Origin of the sequence: Pseudomonas sp. PS02288 (assembly GCF_029959715.1) — a bacterium.
GTDB classification, from domain to species: domain Bacteria; phylum Pseudomonadota; class Gammaproteobacteria; order Pseudomonadales; family Pseudomonadaceae; genus Pseudomonas_O; species Pseudomonas_O kuykendallii.
Genome location: NZ_JASCPA010000012.1, coordinates 1 through 14,670, shown reverse-complemented (window position 1 = coordinate 14,670; position 14,670 = coordinate 1). Strand labels below are relative to the sequence as shown.

At 67.3% G+C, this 14,670-nt stretch carries 13 protein-coding genes; 9 read left to right on the top strand and 4 right to left on the bottom strand.

Features of this window, described 5'->3' with window-relative positions:
- Positions 1 to 7: 7 nt before the first annotated feature.
- Positions 8 to 931 carry a LysR family transcriptional regulator gene (locus QMX85_RS07330; protein ID WP_282339468.1) on the bottom strand — a complete coding sequence of 308 codons (924 nt, stop codon included), beginning with the start codon at positions 929 to 931 and terminating at the stop codon, positions 8 to 10.
- Between the two features lie 478 nt (positions 932 to 1,409).
- Here QMX85_RS07330 and QMX85_RS07325 point away from each other — a divergent pair, with 478 nt between their 5' ends.
- The 8 genes from QMX85_RS07325 to QMX85_RS07290 all read left to right on the top strand — a co-directional run bounded on the left by QMX85_RS07325 (position 1,410) and on the right by QMX85_RS07290 (position 10,687).
- Positions 1,410 to 2,903 carry an aldehyde dehydrogenase gene (locus QMX85_RS07325; protein WP_282339538.1) on the top strand — a complete coding sequence of 498 codons (1,494 nt, stop codon included), beginning with the start codon at positions 1,410 to 1,412 and terminating at the stop codon, positions 2,901 to 2,903.
- Positions 2,904 to 3,025: 122 nt separating this feature from the next.
- Positions 3,026 to 4,396, top strand: coding sequence for an aspartate aminotransferase family protein (locus tag QMX85_RS07320; RefSeq protein WP_282339467.1), 1,371 nt, complete (start codon positions 3,026 to 3,028; stop codon positions 4,394 to 4,396).
- 190 nt (positions 4,397 to 4,586) lie between these two features.
- On the top strand, positions 4,587 to 5,573 hold the full coding sequence (locus tag QMX85_RS07315) for an ABC transporter substrate-binding protein (protein ID WP_282339466.1): 987 nt from the start codon (positions 4,587 to 4,589) through the stop codon (positions 5,571 to 5,573).
- A gap of 143 nt (positions 5,574 to 5,716) precedes the next feature.
- Positions 5,717 to 6,520 carry an ABC transporter permease gene (locus QMX85_RS07310; RefSeq protein ID WP_282339465.1) on the top strand — a complete coding sequence of 268 codons (804 nt, stop codon included), beginning with the start codon at positions 5,717 to 5,719 and terminating at the stop codon, positions 6,518 to 6,520.
- The gene (locus tag QMX85_RS07305) at positions 6,508 to 7,341 is read left to right on the top strand and encodes an ABC transporter ATP-binding protein (RefSeq protein ID WP_282339464.1); all 834 of its coding nucleotides are present in this window, start codon (positions 6,508 to 6,510) and stop codon (positions 7,339 to 7,341) included. Before QMX85_RS07310 ends, QMX85_RS07305 begins: the two co-directional genes overlap by 13 nt.
- Positions 7,342 to 7,512: 171 nt before the next feature.
- Positions 7,513 to 9,105 carry a GMC family oxidoreductase N-terminal domain-containing protein gene (locus QMX85_RS07300; protein WP_282339463.1) on the top strand — a complete coding sequence of 531 codons (1,593 nt, stop codon included), beginning with the start codon at positions 7,513 to 7,515 and terminating at the stop codon, positions 9,103 to 9,105.
- Between the two features lie 132 nt (positions 9,106 to 9,237).
- The gene (locus QMX85_RS07295) at positions 9,238 to 9,669 is read left to right on the top strand and encodes a PaaI family thioesterase (RefSeq protein WP_090227925.1); all 432 of its coding nucleotides are present in this window, start codon (positions 9,238 to 9,240) and stop codon (positions 9,667 to 9,669) included.
- A 4-nt stretch (positions 9,670 to 9,673) separates the two neighbouring features.
- On the top strand, positions 9,674 to 10,687 hold the full coding sequence (locus QMX85_RS07290; protein WP_282339462.1) for an alcohol dehydrogenase catalytic domain-containing protein: 1,014 nt from the start codon (positions 9,674 to 9,676) through the stop codon (positions 10,685 to 10,687).
- A gap of 5 nt (positions 10,688 to 10,692) precedes the next feature.
- On the opposite strand, the gene QMX85_RS07285 is transcribed toward QMX85_RS07290, so the two are convergent.
- A complete protein-coding gene (locus tag QMX85_RS07285; protein WP_282339461.1) occupies positions 10,693 to 11,154 on the bottom strand; it encodes a MarR family transcriptional regulator in 462 nt (153 codons plus the stop codon).
- Positions 11,155 to 11,245: 91 nt separating this feature from the next.
- On the opposite strand from QMX85_RS07285, the gene QMX85_RS07280 reads away from it, so the two are divergent.
- Entirely contained in the window at positions 11,246 to 11,854 is a 609-nt protein-coding gene (locus tag QMX85_RS07280) for a glutathione S-transferase N-terminal domain-containing protein (protein WP_282339460.1), read from the top strand.
- A 34-nt stretch (positions 11,855 to 11,888) separates the two neighbouring features.
- Here the strand turns inward: QMX85_RS07280 and QMX85_RS07275 are convergent, their stop codons facing one another.
- Together QMX85_RS07275 and QMX85_RS07270 are read right to left on the bottom strand one after the other, a co-directional pair.
- Complete coding sequence (locus tag QMX85_RS07275) at positions 11,889 to 12,626, bottom strand: SDR family oxidoreductase (protein WP_282339459.1); 738 nt, start codon at positions 12,624 to 12,626, stop codon at positions 11,889 to 11,891.
- 181 nt (positions 12,627 to 12,807) lie between these two features.
- Positions 12,808 to 14,445, bottom strand: a complete 1,638-nt coding sequence (locus QMX85_RS07270; protein ID WP_282339458.1) for a methyl-accepting chemotaxis protein — start codon at positions 14,443 to 14,445, stop codon at positions 12,808 to 12,810.
- Positions 14,446 to 14,670 lie beyond the last annotated feature (225 nt).

Below are 14,670 nucleotides of genomic sequence, written 5' to 3'. Positions count from 1 at the left end.
AGCGGGCTCAGGCGGGCTCGGTTACCGGCTTCTCGCCCAGCTCCGCCTTGCAGTAATCGACGAACAACTGCGCCGGCTTGGTCAGTTGCGCGCGTTTCAGCCAGGCGGCGACCAGGCCGGAGCCGGTGATGTCCTCGGTGATGTTCAAGCACACCACCCGCTGGCCGTCGTAGGTGACGTCGCTGTGCGGGCGGGTGACCAGCACCGAAAAGCCGAAACCCTGGCCGACCATGCCGCGGACCATCTCGATGGAGGGCGAGCTGAAGGCGATGTTCGGGCTCAGCCCCAGCTCCTCGAAGATGCTCACGAAGTAGGTGCGGCTGGGCAGCACGTCGAGCAGGATCATCGGTTCCAGCACCAGGTCGCGCAGCGACACGCGCTCCTGCGCGGCGAAGCGATGGCCTTCGGGCAATAGCGCGTAGGGGCGCTGCGGCGGCATCAGCGGCTCGGTCTCGATGGTGCCGTCGAGGTCGTGCTCGTAGAAGATCGCCAGGTCGAAGCGCCCGCCCGTGAGCCCCTGCACCAGCTCCTGCTGCTCGCCGTCGTGCAGGCGGATTTCCACACCGGGGTACAAGGTGCGGAAGCCGGCGATCAGGCGCGGCAGGTACAGTGGCGCCACCGTTTCGAAGCAGCCGATGTCGATCTGCCCGGCCACCACGTCGTTGTCGGCCAGGGCGTTCTGCTCGAATTCGTGGGCCATGCGCAGCAGTTCCTGCGCCTTGCGATAGAAGCGCGCGCCGCTGGGCGTGAGCGAGACGCCCTGGGCGTGATGGCGGATGAACAGCTGCACGCCGAAGCTCTCTTCCAGGCCCTTGATCGCGGTGGAGATCGACGGCTGGGCGATGTACAGCTTGCGCGACGCCTCGGCGACGCTGCCGCACTCCACGGTGGTGACGAAATACCTGATCTGACGCAGGGTGTAGGAAGCCACGGATTACCTCGGGGTGACGATTGCGGCGCTCACCATAACGTGTCGGGGTGCCGCAGAGGCACCGCGCCGCACCAGCATTTTGCTTGCGGGTGAGCAGCTTTTTTCGAGGGTGCGTGCGCGCCGGGTGACGAGGGGCTTTGCAAGATGCTGGCCGCCACCCGCCAGCGGGTGAAGGCGGCGCGACCTTCGCCACTATCCGGCTGCGCACCCGGCACCGAAATGAAGCGCCAGCCAGCCGCCTCACGCGCCGCCCTTGCCCTCGCGAAAGCCCGAAACGTACCAACCGGAAGCTCCATCGCCACCTGCGAACGCTCCGCTCCGCCACGGTGCCATGCGCCGCACCACGAGCGTGCGAGAAGCGCTTTTTCGGTGCGCGCAAAGCCAGCTTTTTCGTATGTCCCGAGCATATTTTTAATATTTTTCCTTGTGTCGCCCTTACGCCACCATCCGCTCACAGCAACGGGAAAAGGGGATGGCGGTGTACGAACTCAGCGACTGGCAGCAACGGGCGCAGCAGCAACGCTTCATCGACCGCGCGATCATCGGCGGTCGCCAGGTCGGCGCGCGGTCGGGGGCCACCTTCGCCTCGATCAACCCGGCCACCGGCGCGCTGCTGGCCAATGTCGCCGCCTGCGACGCCGCCGATGTCGACCTCGCGGTAAGAGCCGCGCGGCAATCCTTCGAGGCCGGCGTCTGGTCGCAGCGCTCGCCGGCCGAGCGCAAGCAGGTGCTGCTCAAGCTGGCCGAGCTGATCCTCGTCCATCGTGACGAACTTGCGCTGCTCGACTCGCTGAACATGGGCAAGCCGGTGATGGATGCCTGGAACATCGACGTGCCCGGCGCCGCCGGCGTGTTCCGCTGGTACGCCGAAAGCCTCGACAAGCTCTACGACGAAGTCGCGCCGAGCGCGCGCAACGTGCTCGCCACCATCACCCGCGAAGCGCTGGGCGTGGTCGCGGCCGTGGTGCCGTGGAATTTCCCGCTGGACATGGCCGCCTGGAAGCTCGCCCCGGCGCTGGCCGCCGGCAACTCGGTGATCCTCAAGCCCGCCGAGCAATCGCCCTTCTCCGCCCTGCGCCTGGCCGAACTCGCCCTGGAAGCGGGCATCCCGGAAGGCGTGCTCAACGTCGTCACCGGCCTCGGCGAAACCGCCGGCAAGGCGCTGGGCCGGCACATGGACGTCGACTGCCTGGCCTTCACCGGCTCCACCGAAGTGGGCAAATACTTCATGGGCTACTCGGCGCAATCCAACCTCAAGCAGGTCTGGCTGGAATGCGGCGGCAAGAGCGCCAACCTGGTGTTCGCCGACTGCCAGGACCTGGACCTGGCCGCCGAGAAGGCCGCCTTCGGCATCTTCTTCAACCAGGGCGAAGTCTGCTCGGCCAACTCGCGACTGCTGGTGGAACGCTCGATCCATGACGAATTCGTCGAACGCGTGCTGCGCAAGGCCCGCGACTGGATGCCCGGCAATCCACTCGACCCGGCCAGCCACGCCGGCGCCATCGTCGAGCAGCGGCAGACCGCGCGGATCATGGAATTCATCGACAGCGCGAGGAACGAAGGCGCGCATCTTGCGTGTGGCGGAAGGCAGCTGAGTTTCAACGGCTCGAACAACTTCATCGAACCGACCCTGTTCACCGGGGTGACGCCGGACAGCCGCCTGGCCCGCGAGGAAGTGTTCGGCCCGGTGCTGGCGGTGACGCCCTTCGACAGCGAAGAGCAGGCCGTGCAACTGGCCAACGACAGCGTCTACGGCCTCGCCGCCTCGCTGTGGAGCGACGACCTCAACCGTGCGCACCGCGTGGCGCGCCGGCTCAGGGTCGGCACCGTGTCGGTGAACACCGTCGATGCGCTGGACTTCAGCACGCCCTTCGGCGGGGGCAAGCAGTCGGGCTTCGGCCGTGACCTGTCGCTGCACTCGTTCGACAAGTACACCCAACTGAAAACCACCTGGTTCCAACTGCGTCCGTAGGGTGCGCCATGCGCACCGGAGGAACTCCGGTTTGTAGGGTGCGCCGTGCGCACCAGACGAGCCGATCAAATTATTAACGGTGCGCACGAAGCACCCTACACGCCACTGGCGGAGACCTTGCGATGACTGCCAAGCACACGACGAAGGAATACCAGGCCCTGGATGCCGCGCACCACATCCATGCCTTCCTCGATCAGAAGGCGCTCAACGCGCAGGGTGCGCTGGTGATCGCCAAGGGCCAGGGCCTGAACCTGTGGGACAACGACGGCAAGCGCTACCTGGACGGCATGTCCGGCCTCTGGTGCACCGCGCTGGGCTACGGGCGCGCCGACCTGAACGCCGCGGCGACGCGCCAGCTGGAGGAGCTGCCGTACTACAACCTGTTCTTCCACACCACCCATCCGCGGGTGATCGAGCTCTCCGAACTGCTGTTCAGCCTGCTGCCGGCGCATTACAGCCACGCGATCTACACCAACTCGGGCTCGGAGGCCAACGAGGTGCTGATCCGCAGCGTGCGGCGCTATTGGCAGATCCTCGGCCAGCCGCAGAAGAAGGTGATGATCGGCCGCTGGAACGGCTATCACGGCTCCACGCTGGGCAGCACCGCGCTCGGTGGCATGGGCTTCATGCACGAGATGGGCGGCATGCTGCCGGACTTCGCCCACATCGGCGAGCCGTACTGGTTCGCCGAAGGCGGCGATCTTTCCGAAGAGGCGTTCGGCCTCAAGGCCGCGCGTGAGCTGGAAGCGAAGATTCTCGAACTGGGCGCGGAGAACGTCGCCGCCTTCGTCGCCGAACCCTTCCAGGGTGCCGGCGGCATGATCTTCCCGCCCGCCAGCTACTGGGCGGAAATCCAGCGCATCTGCCGCCAGTACGACGTGCTGCTCTGCGCCGACGAAGTGATCGGCGGCTTCGGCCGCACCGGCGAGTGGTTCGCCCACCAGCATTTCGGTTTCCAGCCGGACACCCTGACCATCGCCAAGGGCCTCACCTCCGGCTACATCCCCATGGGCGGCCTGGTGTTCAGCGCGCGCATGGCCGAGGTGCTGGTGCAACAGGGCGGCGTGTTCGCCCACGGCCTGACCTATTCCGGGCACCCGGTGGCCGCCGCGGTGGCCATCGCCAACCTCACCGCGCTGCGCGACGAGAAGATCGTCGAGACGGTAAAGAACGACACCGGCCCGTACCTGCAGAACCTGCTGCGCGACACCTTCGCCACGCACCCGCTGATCGGCGAAGTGCAAGGCGCCGGGCTGGTCGCCGCGTTGCAGTTCACCGAGGACAAGGCCACGCGCAAACGCTTCGCCAACGAGAACGACATCGCCTGGCACTGCCGCACCGTGGGCTTCGACGAAGGCCTGATCATCCGCTCGACGCTGGGCCGGATGATCATGGCGCCGGCGCTGGTCGCCAGCCACGCCGAACTGGACGAACTGGTGGAGAAGACCCGGCGCGCGGTGGATCGCACCGCGAAGGAGCTGGGTTTGCTCTGAGATGCCCTCGGTGCGCACGGCGCACCCTACGGCCATGCAGCCGTTGGGGCGCCGCTCGCACCGACACACTGGACCCACGCTGCACCGCCGAACATGAACCCCACCCGTCAGAGGTGGGGTCACGGAACCCCTGGGCCACTGGCCATCCCCTGCCCCGACCTCGAAAGCCAACCGTCTGTGGGAGTTTTTCATGCACAAGTCCTTGCTCAAGCGCACCTCGCTGTCCCTCGCTACCCTGGCACTGGCCATGGGTGTCGCCACCGGCGCCCAGGCCGGCAAGCTGTCCATCGGCCACACCACCTGGGTCGGCTACGGCACCCTGTACCTGGCCCGCGACCTCGGCTACTTCAAGGACGCCGGGCTCGACGTGGAGCTGACCACCATCGAGGAAGCCTCGATGTACATGGCCGCCCAGGCGTCGGGGAAACTCACCGGCTCGGCGTCCACCATCGACGAGATCCTCAAGTACCGCTCCAAGGACTTCTGCTTCAAGGCGGTGGTCGCGCTGGACGAATCCCACGGCGGCGACGGCATCGTGGTGAGCAAGGACATCACCGACATCAAGGGCCTGAAGGGCAAGTCGGTGGCGGTCAACGAGGGCTCGGTGTCGCAGTTCTGGCTGTCCTACCTGCTGAAGCACGCCGGCATGAGCATGGCCGATGTCGAAGTGCAGAACATGACCGCCGATGACGCCGCCTCCGCCTTCATCGCCGGCCGCGTACCGGCCGCCGTGACCTGGGAACCGAACCTGACCATGGTCAAGCAGAAAGGCGCCGGCAACGTGCTGGTCGACAGCAGCAGCACGCCCGGCGTGATCGTCGACGTGGTGGCGCTGGATTGCGGCGTGATCGAGAAGCAGCCGGAAGACGTCAAGGCACTGGTGGCCGGCGTGCTGAAGGCGGTCGAGTACACCAAGACCCATCCGAAGGAAGCCTACGAAATCATGGCCAAGGGCGTCGGCGGCTACCTGTCGAAACCCGAGGACCTGGCGGAAGCCGCGAAGGGCGTGAAGTTCCTCGACGCAGCGGATAACCGGAAGCTGCTCGGCGTGCCCGGCAAGGCCGGCGACATCGCCGGCATCATCAGCCTGGCCAACGAGACCTGGAGCAGCCTGCAGGGCAAGCCGTACGACGTGAAGTACGAAGACCTGGTCGACACCTCCTTCGTCAAACCCTAAGCGCTCCAGCCGCGGGTATCCGTCCGCCCTTTTGCAGAGCCCGCTCGCTGGCGATGCCGTTCAGGCACTGATCGCCCGCGAGCCGGCCCTGGCGGCGGCGGACGCCCGCGGGCCTTTTCAATATCCGCAACACGAGGTGGTTCATGGCCACGCAAAAATCCTGGTTGCAGCGCTGCCTGACACCCAAAGTCGAACTGCCGGGCAAGCTCGTGCTCGGCGCCGGCACCCTCTGCTGGCTGCTGGTCTTCGGCCTGTGGGCCGGGTTTTCCTACGGCGGCGTGGTGCCGTCGATGTTTCTGCCGACGCCGGGCGACGTGCTCGCCGCCGGCGCCCGCCTGGCCGGCGACGGCACGCTGAGCAAGCACGTGCTGGCCAGCCTGGAAGTGGTGCTGATCGGCTTCGTCGTGTCGTCGCTGGTGTCGGTGCCGCTCGGCCTGCTGATGGGCAGCTTCCGCATCGTCCAGGCGTTCCTCGAACCCCTGGTCAACTTCATCCGCTACCTGCCGGTGACCTCCTTCGTGCCGCTGTTCATCCTGTGGATCGGCATCGGCCTGGAGCAGCGCGTGGCGGTGATCATCTTCGGCGTGTTCTTCCAGCAACTGGTGATGATCGCCGACGTCTCCAAGGGCGTGCAGAAAGACCTGATCAACGCCAGCTACACCCTCGGCGCCAGCCGCCGCGACGTGGTCCTGCACGTGCTCGGCCCGGCCTCGCTGCCGGGCATTCTCGACACCCTTCGGGTGACCATGGGCTGGGCCTGGACCTACCTGGTGGTGGCCGAGCTGGTCGCCGCCTCGAGCGGCCTGGGCTACATCAGCCTCAAGGCCATGCGTGGTTTCCAGGTCGACGTGATCTTCCTCGCCATCGCCATCATCGGCCTGCTCGGGCTGATTACCGATCAACTGTTCCGTCTGCTTCGACTGAGGATTGCCGCATGGGCGCAGTAGCCAAGAAACCCTACATCATGCCGCCGCTCAGCGAGTACGCCGAGGTCGCCGCGCGCCTGCGGGTGGACAACGTCAGCCTGCGCTACCAGTCGCCGAAGGGGGAAACCTTCACCGCCCTGGACCGCGTCTCCTTCGAGGTGCCGGACCGGCAGTTCGCGGTGATCGTCGGCCCCTCCGGCTGCGGCAAGTCGAGCCTGCTCTACCTCACCGCCGGCCTCAACGAGCCGACCGAGGGCGACATCTACGTCGGCGGGCAGAAGGTCGAGGGCCCCGGCGCCGACCGCGGCATGGTGTTCCAGGGCTACACCCTGTTCCCCTGGCTGACGGTTCGGCAGAACATCGAATTCGGCCTCAAGCGTCGCGGCCTGCCGCAGGACGAAATCCGCACCATCGTCGAGTTCTACCTGGGCGAGGTCGGCCTGGCCAAGTTCGCCGAGCATTATCCCAAGCAGCTCTCCGGCGGCATGATGCAGCGCGTCGCCATCGCCCGCGCGCTGGCCAACGACCCGCAGATCCTGCTGATGGACGAACCCTTCGGCGCCCTCGACAGCCAGACCCGCCTGCAGATGCAGCAACTGCTGCTGCAGGTGTGGGGCAACAGCAAGAAGACCGTGGTGTTCGTCACCCACGATATCGACGAGGCGATCCTGCTCGCCGACCGCATCTACGTGATGGGCGCGCGCCCCGGCCGGATCAAGGAAATTCTCGACGTGCCGATCGAGCGCCCGCGCACCCTGGACGTGGTCATGGAGCCGGAATTCATCCGCATGAAACGGCACATCCTCGGCCTGCTGCACGACGACCTGGAAGAGGTGCACTGAGCACCCCGCGTAGGGTGCGCCATGCGCACCGATCTGCGCCCGTCCGAACCGGTGCGCGGCGCACCCTACAGCTCCCTTTGGACTTCGCCTTTCGTAGGGTGCGCCATGCGCACCGATCCCACCCTTGCAAACCGGTGCGCACGGCGCACCCTACGGCTCCTCGAGGCTTGCATGACCGAACACACCTATGACTACCTGATCGTCGGCGCCGGCTCCGCCGGCTGTGTGCTGGCCAACCGCCTGAGCGCCGACCCGGGCGTGCGCGTGTGCCTGATAGAGGCCGGCGGCAGCGACGCCAGCCCGCGGGTGCAGACGCCGGCCGGCACCATCACCCTGTACAAGAGCAAGATCTTCAGCTGGAACTACTTCTCCGCGCCGCAGAAGAACCTCGCCGGACGCAGCCTGCACACCCCGCGCGGCAAGGCACTGGGCGGCTCCAGCGCGATGAACAGCATGATCTACATCCGTGGCGACGCCAGCGACTACGACCGCTGGGAAAGCGCCGGCTGCCCCGGCTGGGGCTGGCAGGACGTGCTGCCATGGTTCAAGCGCTCCGAAGGCAACCGCCTCGGCCAGTCGCCGCTCTACCACGGCACCCAGGGCGAACTGCTGGTGGATCGCCCGCGCGACCCCAACCCGCTGTCGGACATCTACATCCGCGCCGGCGAGCGCCTCGGCCTGCGCCGCAACGATGACTTCAACGGCGGCACGCTGGAAGGTGTCGGCCTGTACAACGTCACGCAGAAGGACGCCAGGCGCCTGTCCAGCTACCGCGCCTTCGTCCATCCCATCCTCGAGCGGCCGAACCTCAGCGTGCTCACCGGCTGCCAGGTCGGCCGGCTGATCCTCGACGGCAACCGCGTCAGCGGCCTGGAACTGCAGCAGGACGGCCAGTGGCGCACCCTGCACTGCAGCCGCGAAACCATCCTCTGCGCCGGTGCGCTGGGCTCGCCGCACCTGCTGCTGAATTCCGGCATCGGCCCGAAAGCCGAACTGGAAGCCGCCGGCGTGGCCTGCAAGGTCGACCTGCCCGGCGTCGGCAAGAACCTCCAGGACCACATCGACGGCCTGGTCACGGTGCGCTCGAAGAGCCCGCTGTCGCTCGGCTTCTCCATCGGCGCGCTGCCCAAGATCCTGGCCGCACCGTTCAAGTACCTGGCGCGCAAGACCGGCTGGCTGACCACCAACTACGTCGAGGCCGGCGGCTTCGCCCGCACCCCGCTGTCGGACACCCTGCCCGACGTGCAGATGCACTTCGTGCCCGGCTACCGCAGCCACCGCGGACGGCTGTTCGAGTGGGGCCATGGCTACGCCATCCACACCTGCGTGCTGCGCCCGAAAAGCATCGGCGAAGTGCGCCTGGGCGCCGGCCGCAGCCTGGAGATCGACTTCAACTTCCTCGCCGATCCCGAGGACGCCAAGGTACTGGTCGAAGGCGTGAAACTCGCCCGGCGCATCCTCGCCCAGCCGGAGTTCGACGGCCTGCGCGGCGCCGAGATGCTTCCCGGCCCGCAGGTGCAGAGCGACGAGCAACTGCTGGCGCACCTGCGCGACTACGCCGCCACCGTGTTCCACCCGGTCGGCACCTGCAAGATGGGCAGCGACGCCATGGCGGTGGTCGACCCGTACCTGAAGGTGCGCGGCGTGGACAACCTGCGGGTCGCCGATGCCTCGATCATGCCGACGCTGATCAGCGGCAACACCAACGCGCCATGCATCATGATCGGCGAGCGCGCGGCGGACTTCATCGCCAACCGGCGCTGACGCGCGGCGCCCGCGCGGGTGATTTCAACTTCGAAGCCATCAAATCAACAAAGTTGACTTGATGACCGAGCGGCGTATAGCTTATCGGCATCCATCCCGCCGCGCGGGATACGTCGATGAGGACAGCGCAGCATGATCGAAGCGGAAATCTCCGGCCTGCAGGCCTTGCGTGCATTGATTCGCGGGGAGCTTCCGGCTCCCTCCATCGGGCAAACCATGGGCGTCACGGCCGTCGCGGTGGAGCCAGGGCGGATCACCCTGGAGGCGCGGCCCGACGGCCGTCATCTCAACCCGGCGGGCGCGGTGCATGGCGGTTTCGCCGCCACCTGCCTGGACGGCGCCGCGGCGCTCGCGCTGTTCTCCACGCTGGAGGCGACCACCGCCCACTCCACCGTGGACCTCAACGTCAAATACCTGCGCCCGCTGACGGCGGGCGAAACCTATCGGGTGGAAGGCTGGCTGGTGGAACGCACGCGCAGCCTGGCGATCTGCGATGCCCACGTGCTCGATGGCGCCGGCAAGCTCTGCGCCAAGGGCACCACCACCTTCATGATCAAGGGGTGAGCCGATGCAGGAACTCAGGGTTCTCGGCGCCGGCCGCCTTGCCTGGGTGGACGCGCCCTCGCCCCGCCTTTCCGGACCGGGCAGCGCGCTGGTCCGGCCCATCGCCTCCGCCTCCTGCGACCTCGACCGGCGCCTGATCGCCGGCGTCACGCCCTTCAAGCCGCCCTTCGCCCTCGGCCATGAGTGCGTCGCCGAAGTGCTCGAAGTGGGCGACGAGGTGACGAGCGTGCGCCGCGGCGACCTGGTTTCGGTGCCCTGGAAGATCGCCTGCGGGCAGTGCCGGCAATGCCTCGCCGGCCGTGCCACGGCCTGCACCGCGGTGCCTCGCCACGCGGCCTACGGCGTACCCGCGGGCGGCCACTGGGGCGGGTTGTTCTCGGAGGTGGTGGAGGTTCCCTTCGCCGACGCGATGCTGGTGCCGCTGCCTCCGGGATTGAATCCGCTGGCGGTCGCCAGTGCCAGCGACAACCTGACCGATGCCTGGGTCGCCGCCAGCCGGCCGATCGCGGCGCGCGACGAGGCCCGCGTGCTGGTGGTGGGCGGAACGGAAAGCCTCGGCGTCCTGGCGGTGCAGATGGCCGTCGCGGCGGGCGCCGGCAGCGTCGACTACTTGGACGACAGCCACTACCGACGGGCGCTGGCGCTGCGCAGCGGGGCCAACGTCGAGCCGGGGGAAACCCTCGACGAAAGCTACGACGTGGTGATTTCAGCCACCCGCGATCCGCAGGCGCTGCACCGCGGACTGCTCGCCCTGGCGCCCGGCGGGCACTGCTCGTGCATCGGAATCATCTTCGAGGACCCGAAGATTCCGCTGTTCGGCATGTACCTGCGCGACGTCACCCTGTCGGTAGGGGTGTGCAACGTGCGCCCGCACATTCCCACGGTGTTCGACCTGGTCGGCAGCGGGCGCTGCGACCCGCTGCTGGTCAGCCCGACGGTGGTCTCCTGCGAGGACGCGCCCGAAGCACTGGTCGCGCCACAGGCCAAGTGCATCGTGGTGCGCGACCGCATCACCTGAGCCGGTCAGTTCAGGCGTTCGGCGAGCGCGCGCATCACCGCATCCCAGGCGTCGCGGCCCGCCGCGTCGGTGGCGGCGAATGCCTCGCGCAGAGCGCGCCGCTCCAGCTCCGACGCCTGCCGCTCCACGGCCTCGCCGCTGTCGCTGAGAACCAGCAGCTTGAAGCGGTGACGCCCCGCCTGGCGCGTGTATCCAACCAGCTCGCGCTCGAACAGATGGGTCAGCGGCCGGTGCAGCGCCTGCTTGCTGACACCCAGGGTGGCGGCCAGGTCGCCGACGTTGATCTCCTCGGAACGCGCGATGACATAGAGGATGCGGTGATGCACCCGCGACAGTCCAAGGGTGGCGAGAAACCGGTCCGCGTCCACCGTCAGCCCGCGGAAACCGAAGTGCAGCAGCTCCAGGGAAGGGTCGAGCGGGTCCAGCGGTTGCATGCGCACCGAGGCGACATTGATTTTCCTGTCCATGACCATGAGGCATTCACCCAGCTAAAGTGCCACGGAGCCTAAGCCTCCCCCACCTCCGGAACAACCCGGACAACGCCAACAGGACCTTGCCATGCAACTCATCCATGCCGCCGCCTCGCCATTCGCCCGGAAAGTCCGGGTAGTGGCCAGCGAAACCGGGCTACTGCAACGCATCGAGCTGATCGATACGGCTGTGCTGCCGACCACCCTCAACGAGCGGGTCAACCGCTTCAATCCGCTGGGCAAGGTTCCGGTGCTGCTGACCGACGACGGCGAGGCGCTGTTCGATAGCCGGGTGATCTGCGAATACCTCGACAGCCTGCACGACCGCGCGCCGCTGTACCCCACAGAACCCGCCACGCGCTGGCGGACCCTGCGCCTGGCGGCGCTGGCCGACGGCCTGATGGAGGCGGCGTTGCTGGTGCGCTACGAGCGCGCGGTGCGCCCGGCCGAGCGGCAGTGGGACGACTGGGCCGAAGGCCAGTTGGGCAAGATCGGTCGCGCCCTGGCGGTGCTGGACGAACACGCCGGCGAACTGCAGGGGCCGCCGGACATCGCGCAGATCAGCGTGGCCTGCGCCCTGGGGTATCTGGATTTTCGCTTCGGCGATCTGGCCTGGAGAGACGCCTCGCCCCGGCTGGCGGCCTTCCAGGAGGCGTTCGCCGCGCGGGAGTCGATGCTCGGCACCCGCCCGGCGTAAGCGCTGCGCAGGCGGCGACCCACGCAGCGCCGGGTCAGAACGGGCTGGCGGTAGGCCGCACGATCAGCTCGCTGACGTCCACGTCCGCCGGCTGCTCGACGGCGTAAGCGATGGCGCGGGCAATGGCCGACGCCGGGATCGCGATCTTGCGGAACTCGCGCATCTCGGCGCGTCCGCCCTCGTCGGAAATGCTGTCGGCCAGCTCCGACTCGGTCACGCCGGGCGCGATCACGGTGACCCGCACGTCGCCGCCGACCTCCTGGCGCAACCCTTCGGACAGCGCGCGGACGGCATATTTGGTCGCGCAGTAGACCGCCGCCGTCGGGCTGACCGCGTAGGCGCCGATCGAGGCGATGTTGATGATCTGGCCCGACCGCCGCTGCTGCATGGACGGCAGGACCGCCGCGATCCCGTGCAGCACGCCACGGATGTTCACGTCGATCATCCGGTTCCATTCCTCGATCTTCAGCGCGTCGAGCCGGGAAAGCGGCATCACCCCGGCGTTGTTCACCAGCACGTCGACGCGCCCGTGCAACTCCAGTGCGAAGTCGGCGAAGGCCTGCACGTCCTCCATACGTGTGACATCCAGCGAACGGACCTCGGCGCCGCCGCCCGCCGCGCGGATTTCGTCGGCGATGACTTGCAGGCGCTCCGTGCGCCGCGCGCCGAGGACGACCCTGGCGCCCTGGCTGGCCAGCAGCCGCGCGGTGGCTTCGCCGATACCGCTGCTGGCGCCGGTGATGAGGACGACTTTTTCCTGATGACTGTGCATGGCTGATTCCTCGCTCGATTCGGAATTCCCACCGAAGCGGTACTGAGATCGAGGGTAAGGGCTCGGGCAATGCGGGGTTATCCGATTCCTGCCGGTTGCTTGCACGATCCTGCGGCGGCCGAGGCGACGGGACGTAGCACGTCGCCTGGTTCGAATCACCGAAGGCCGAAACGGTTGCCGGTCACGCCTGGTCGCCTCCACCCAGCCGCGCGGTGACGGCGGTCAGGTCGCGGGACAGGCCGTGCAACTGATTGGCGGCATGCTCGGTACGCTGCACGTTCTGCTGGTTGGAGCTGGCGATGGAGGTGATCTCGGTGAGGTTGCGCGAGATATCTTCGGCCACCGAGGTCTGCTCTTCGGCGGCCGTCGCGATCTGCCGGTTCATGTCGCGGATCGACTCCACCGCCTCGGTGATGGAACGCAGCATCGCCCCGGTATTGGTCACCTGCTCGACACCGCTCTCCGTCCGCGCCTGGCCGTCCTCGATGGCACGCACCGCGTTCACCGCACCGGTCTGCACGGTGTCGATGATCTGGTGGATCTCGGCCGTCGACTCCGAGGTCCGTTGCGCCAGCGTCCTTACCTCGTCGGCGACCACGGCGAAGCCACGGCCTGCATCTCCGGCACGCGCGGCTTCGATGGCAGCGTTGAGGGCCAGCAGATTGGTCTGCTCGGCGATGCCGCGAATCACCTCCAGCACCTTGCTGATACGACCGCTGTCGTTTTCCAGCTGGCGAACGACGTCGGCGGTTCTGGCAATGTCGTTGCGGATCTGGGTGATCGTCTGGATGGTCAGCTGCATCGCGCCTTCGCCGTCCTGGGCCGAGTTGTCGGCCCGATCGGCGGCCTGCGCCGCCTCGGCAGCGTGACGCGCCACCTCCTGGGCGGTCGCCGACATCTCATGCATGGCCGTGGCGACCTGATCGGTGCGATCGAACTGCTCGCGGGTTCCCTCGGCCATCAGCGCGGCGATGGCGTTCAGCTCGCCGCTGGCGTTGTCCAGGGCACTGGTGCTGAGTTTCAACTTGTGGAAGGTATCGGCCAGGAAGTCCCGCAGGGTATTGGCCGCCACGGCGAGGTGGCCGAGTTCGTCCTGGCGCTCGACCGACACCCGCTCGCCGAAATTGCCCTTGCTCAGTTGTGCGATGTGCGCGATCAGCTGGCGAATCGGCGTGATCAGGCTGCGGTTCACCAGCCAGATGCTGAACAGGCCGACGAACACGCTCGACAGCACCATGAACAGGGCGCCCAGGCTGATGGTGCGGTCGGCAGCCGCGCCGATGTCAAGCGAATGCCTGTCGCTCTCCGTCTTCAGGCCCTCCGCCAGCGCGCTCATCTGCTCGCTGGCGGCCCGGTCCACGCCCTTTACCGACGCATCGCCGGCGACGGGATCGGCGCCGGAAGCGATGAACGCCTCCAGGCCCTTGCGGTAGGACTGGCCCATGCTCTGGTGCTCGCGGCGCAGTGTGTCGAGCTGCCCAACGAACGCGGGATCGTCGCCAACCACGGCGGGCAGCTCAGAGAGTATTTTCTGTACCTTGGCTTCCTGCGCGACGAACTGGTTCCAGTACTTGGTCCTCGCTGCGTCGTCCTTGCCACGCAACAGCACGTTCTTCCACTCCTGCACCTGGGTCTTGAACTCCAGATTCGCCTGGTCCATCAGTTGGGTGGCCTGAAGGGGCCCCTGGATCAGTCCCTGATAGGCCTGCAGCTTGTCCGAAAGGACGTGGAAGCTGACCAGCGCAATCACCAGGATCAACGCCAGGCTGCCGCTCAGCAGGGTGAGAATCTGCGCACGCAAGGAGGTACGTAGGGACATAGGAAGAGCCTCTCGGGAACGGGGGAGTCGTGACCACCTCCCTTGTAATCGGCGCGTTATGGAACGCGCCATTCCTGAGGTACTCGGCCGAACGAGGGCAAATCTTTAAGCGCAGTCGCCGGTTTCCGACGAGCGCCTGCGGGCGGAGGGCCAGAAGGTTGCCCGCACGTTCGTCCCGACTGCAGCTTCCGGCAGGCGGGACGACCGTGCGGGCCGCCCGTCAGT

Coding starts and splice junctions, on each gene's coding strand:
- QMX85_RS07285 (WP_282339461.1), bottom strand. CDS start 11,154: ATGGACAGGAAAATCAATGTCGCCTCGGTGCGCATGCAACCGCTGGAC.
- QMX85_RS07310 (WP_282339465.1), top strand. CDS start 5,717: ATGGCCACGCAAAAATCCTGGTTGCAGCGCTGCCTGACACCCAAAGTC.
- QMX85_RS07300 (WP_282339463.1), top strand. CDS start 7,513: ATGACCGAACACACCTATGACTACCTGATCGTCGGCGCCGGCTCCGCC.
- QMX85_RS07320 (WP_282339467.1), top strand. CDS start 3,026: ATGACTGCCAAGCACACGACGAAGGAATACCAGGCCCTGGATGCCGCG.
- QMX85_RS07305 (WP_282339464.1), top strand. CDS start 6,508: ATGGGCGCAGTAGCCAAGAAACCCTACATCATGCCGCCGCTCAGCGAG.
- QMX85_RS07295 (WP_090227925.1), top strand. CDS start 9,238: ATGATCGAAGCGGAAATCTCCGGCCTGCAGGCCTTGCGTGCATTGATT.
- QMX85_RS07270 (WP_282339458.1), bottom strand. CDS start 14,445: ATGTCCCTACGTACCTCCTTGCGTGCGCAGATTCTCACCCTGCTGAGC.
- QMX85_RS07315 (WP_282339466.1), top strand. CDS start 4,587: ATGCACAAGTCCTTGCTCAAGCGCACCTCGCTGTCCCTCGCTACCCTG.
- QMX85_RS07290 (WP_282339462.1), top strand. CDS start 9,674: ATGCAGGAACTCAGGGTTCTCGGCGCCGGCCGCCTTGCCTGGGTGGAC.
- QMX85_RS07280 (WP_282339460.1), top strand. CDS start 11,246: ATGCAACTCATCCATGCCGCCGCCTCGCCATTCGCCCGGAAAGTCCGG.
- QMX85_RS07275 (WP_282339459.1), bottom strand. CDS start 12,626: ATGCACAGTCATCAGGAAAAAGTCGTCCTCATCACCGGCGCCAGCAGC.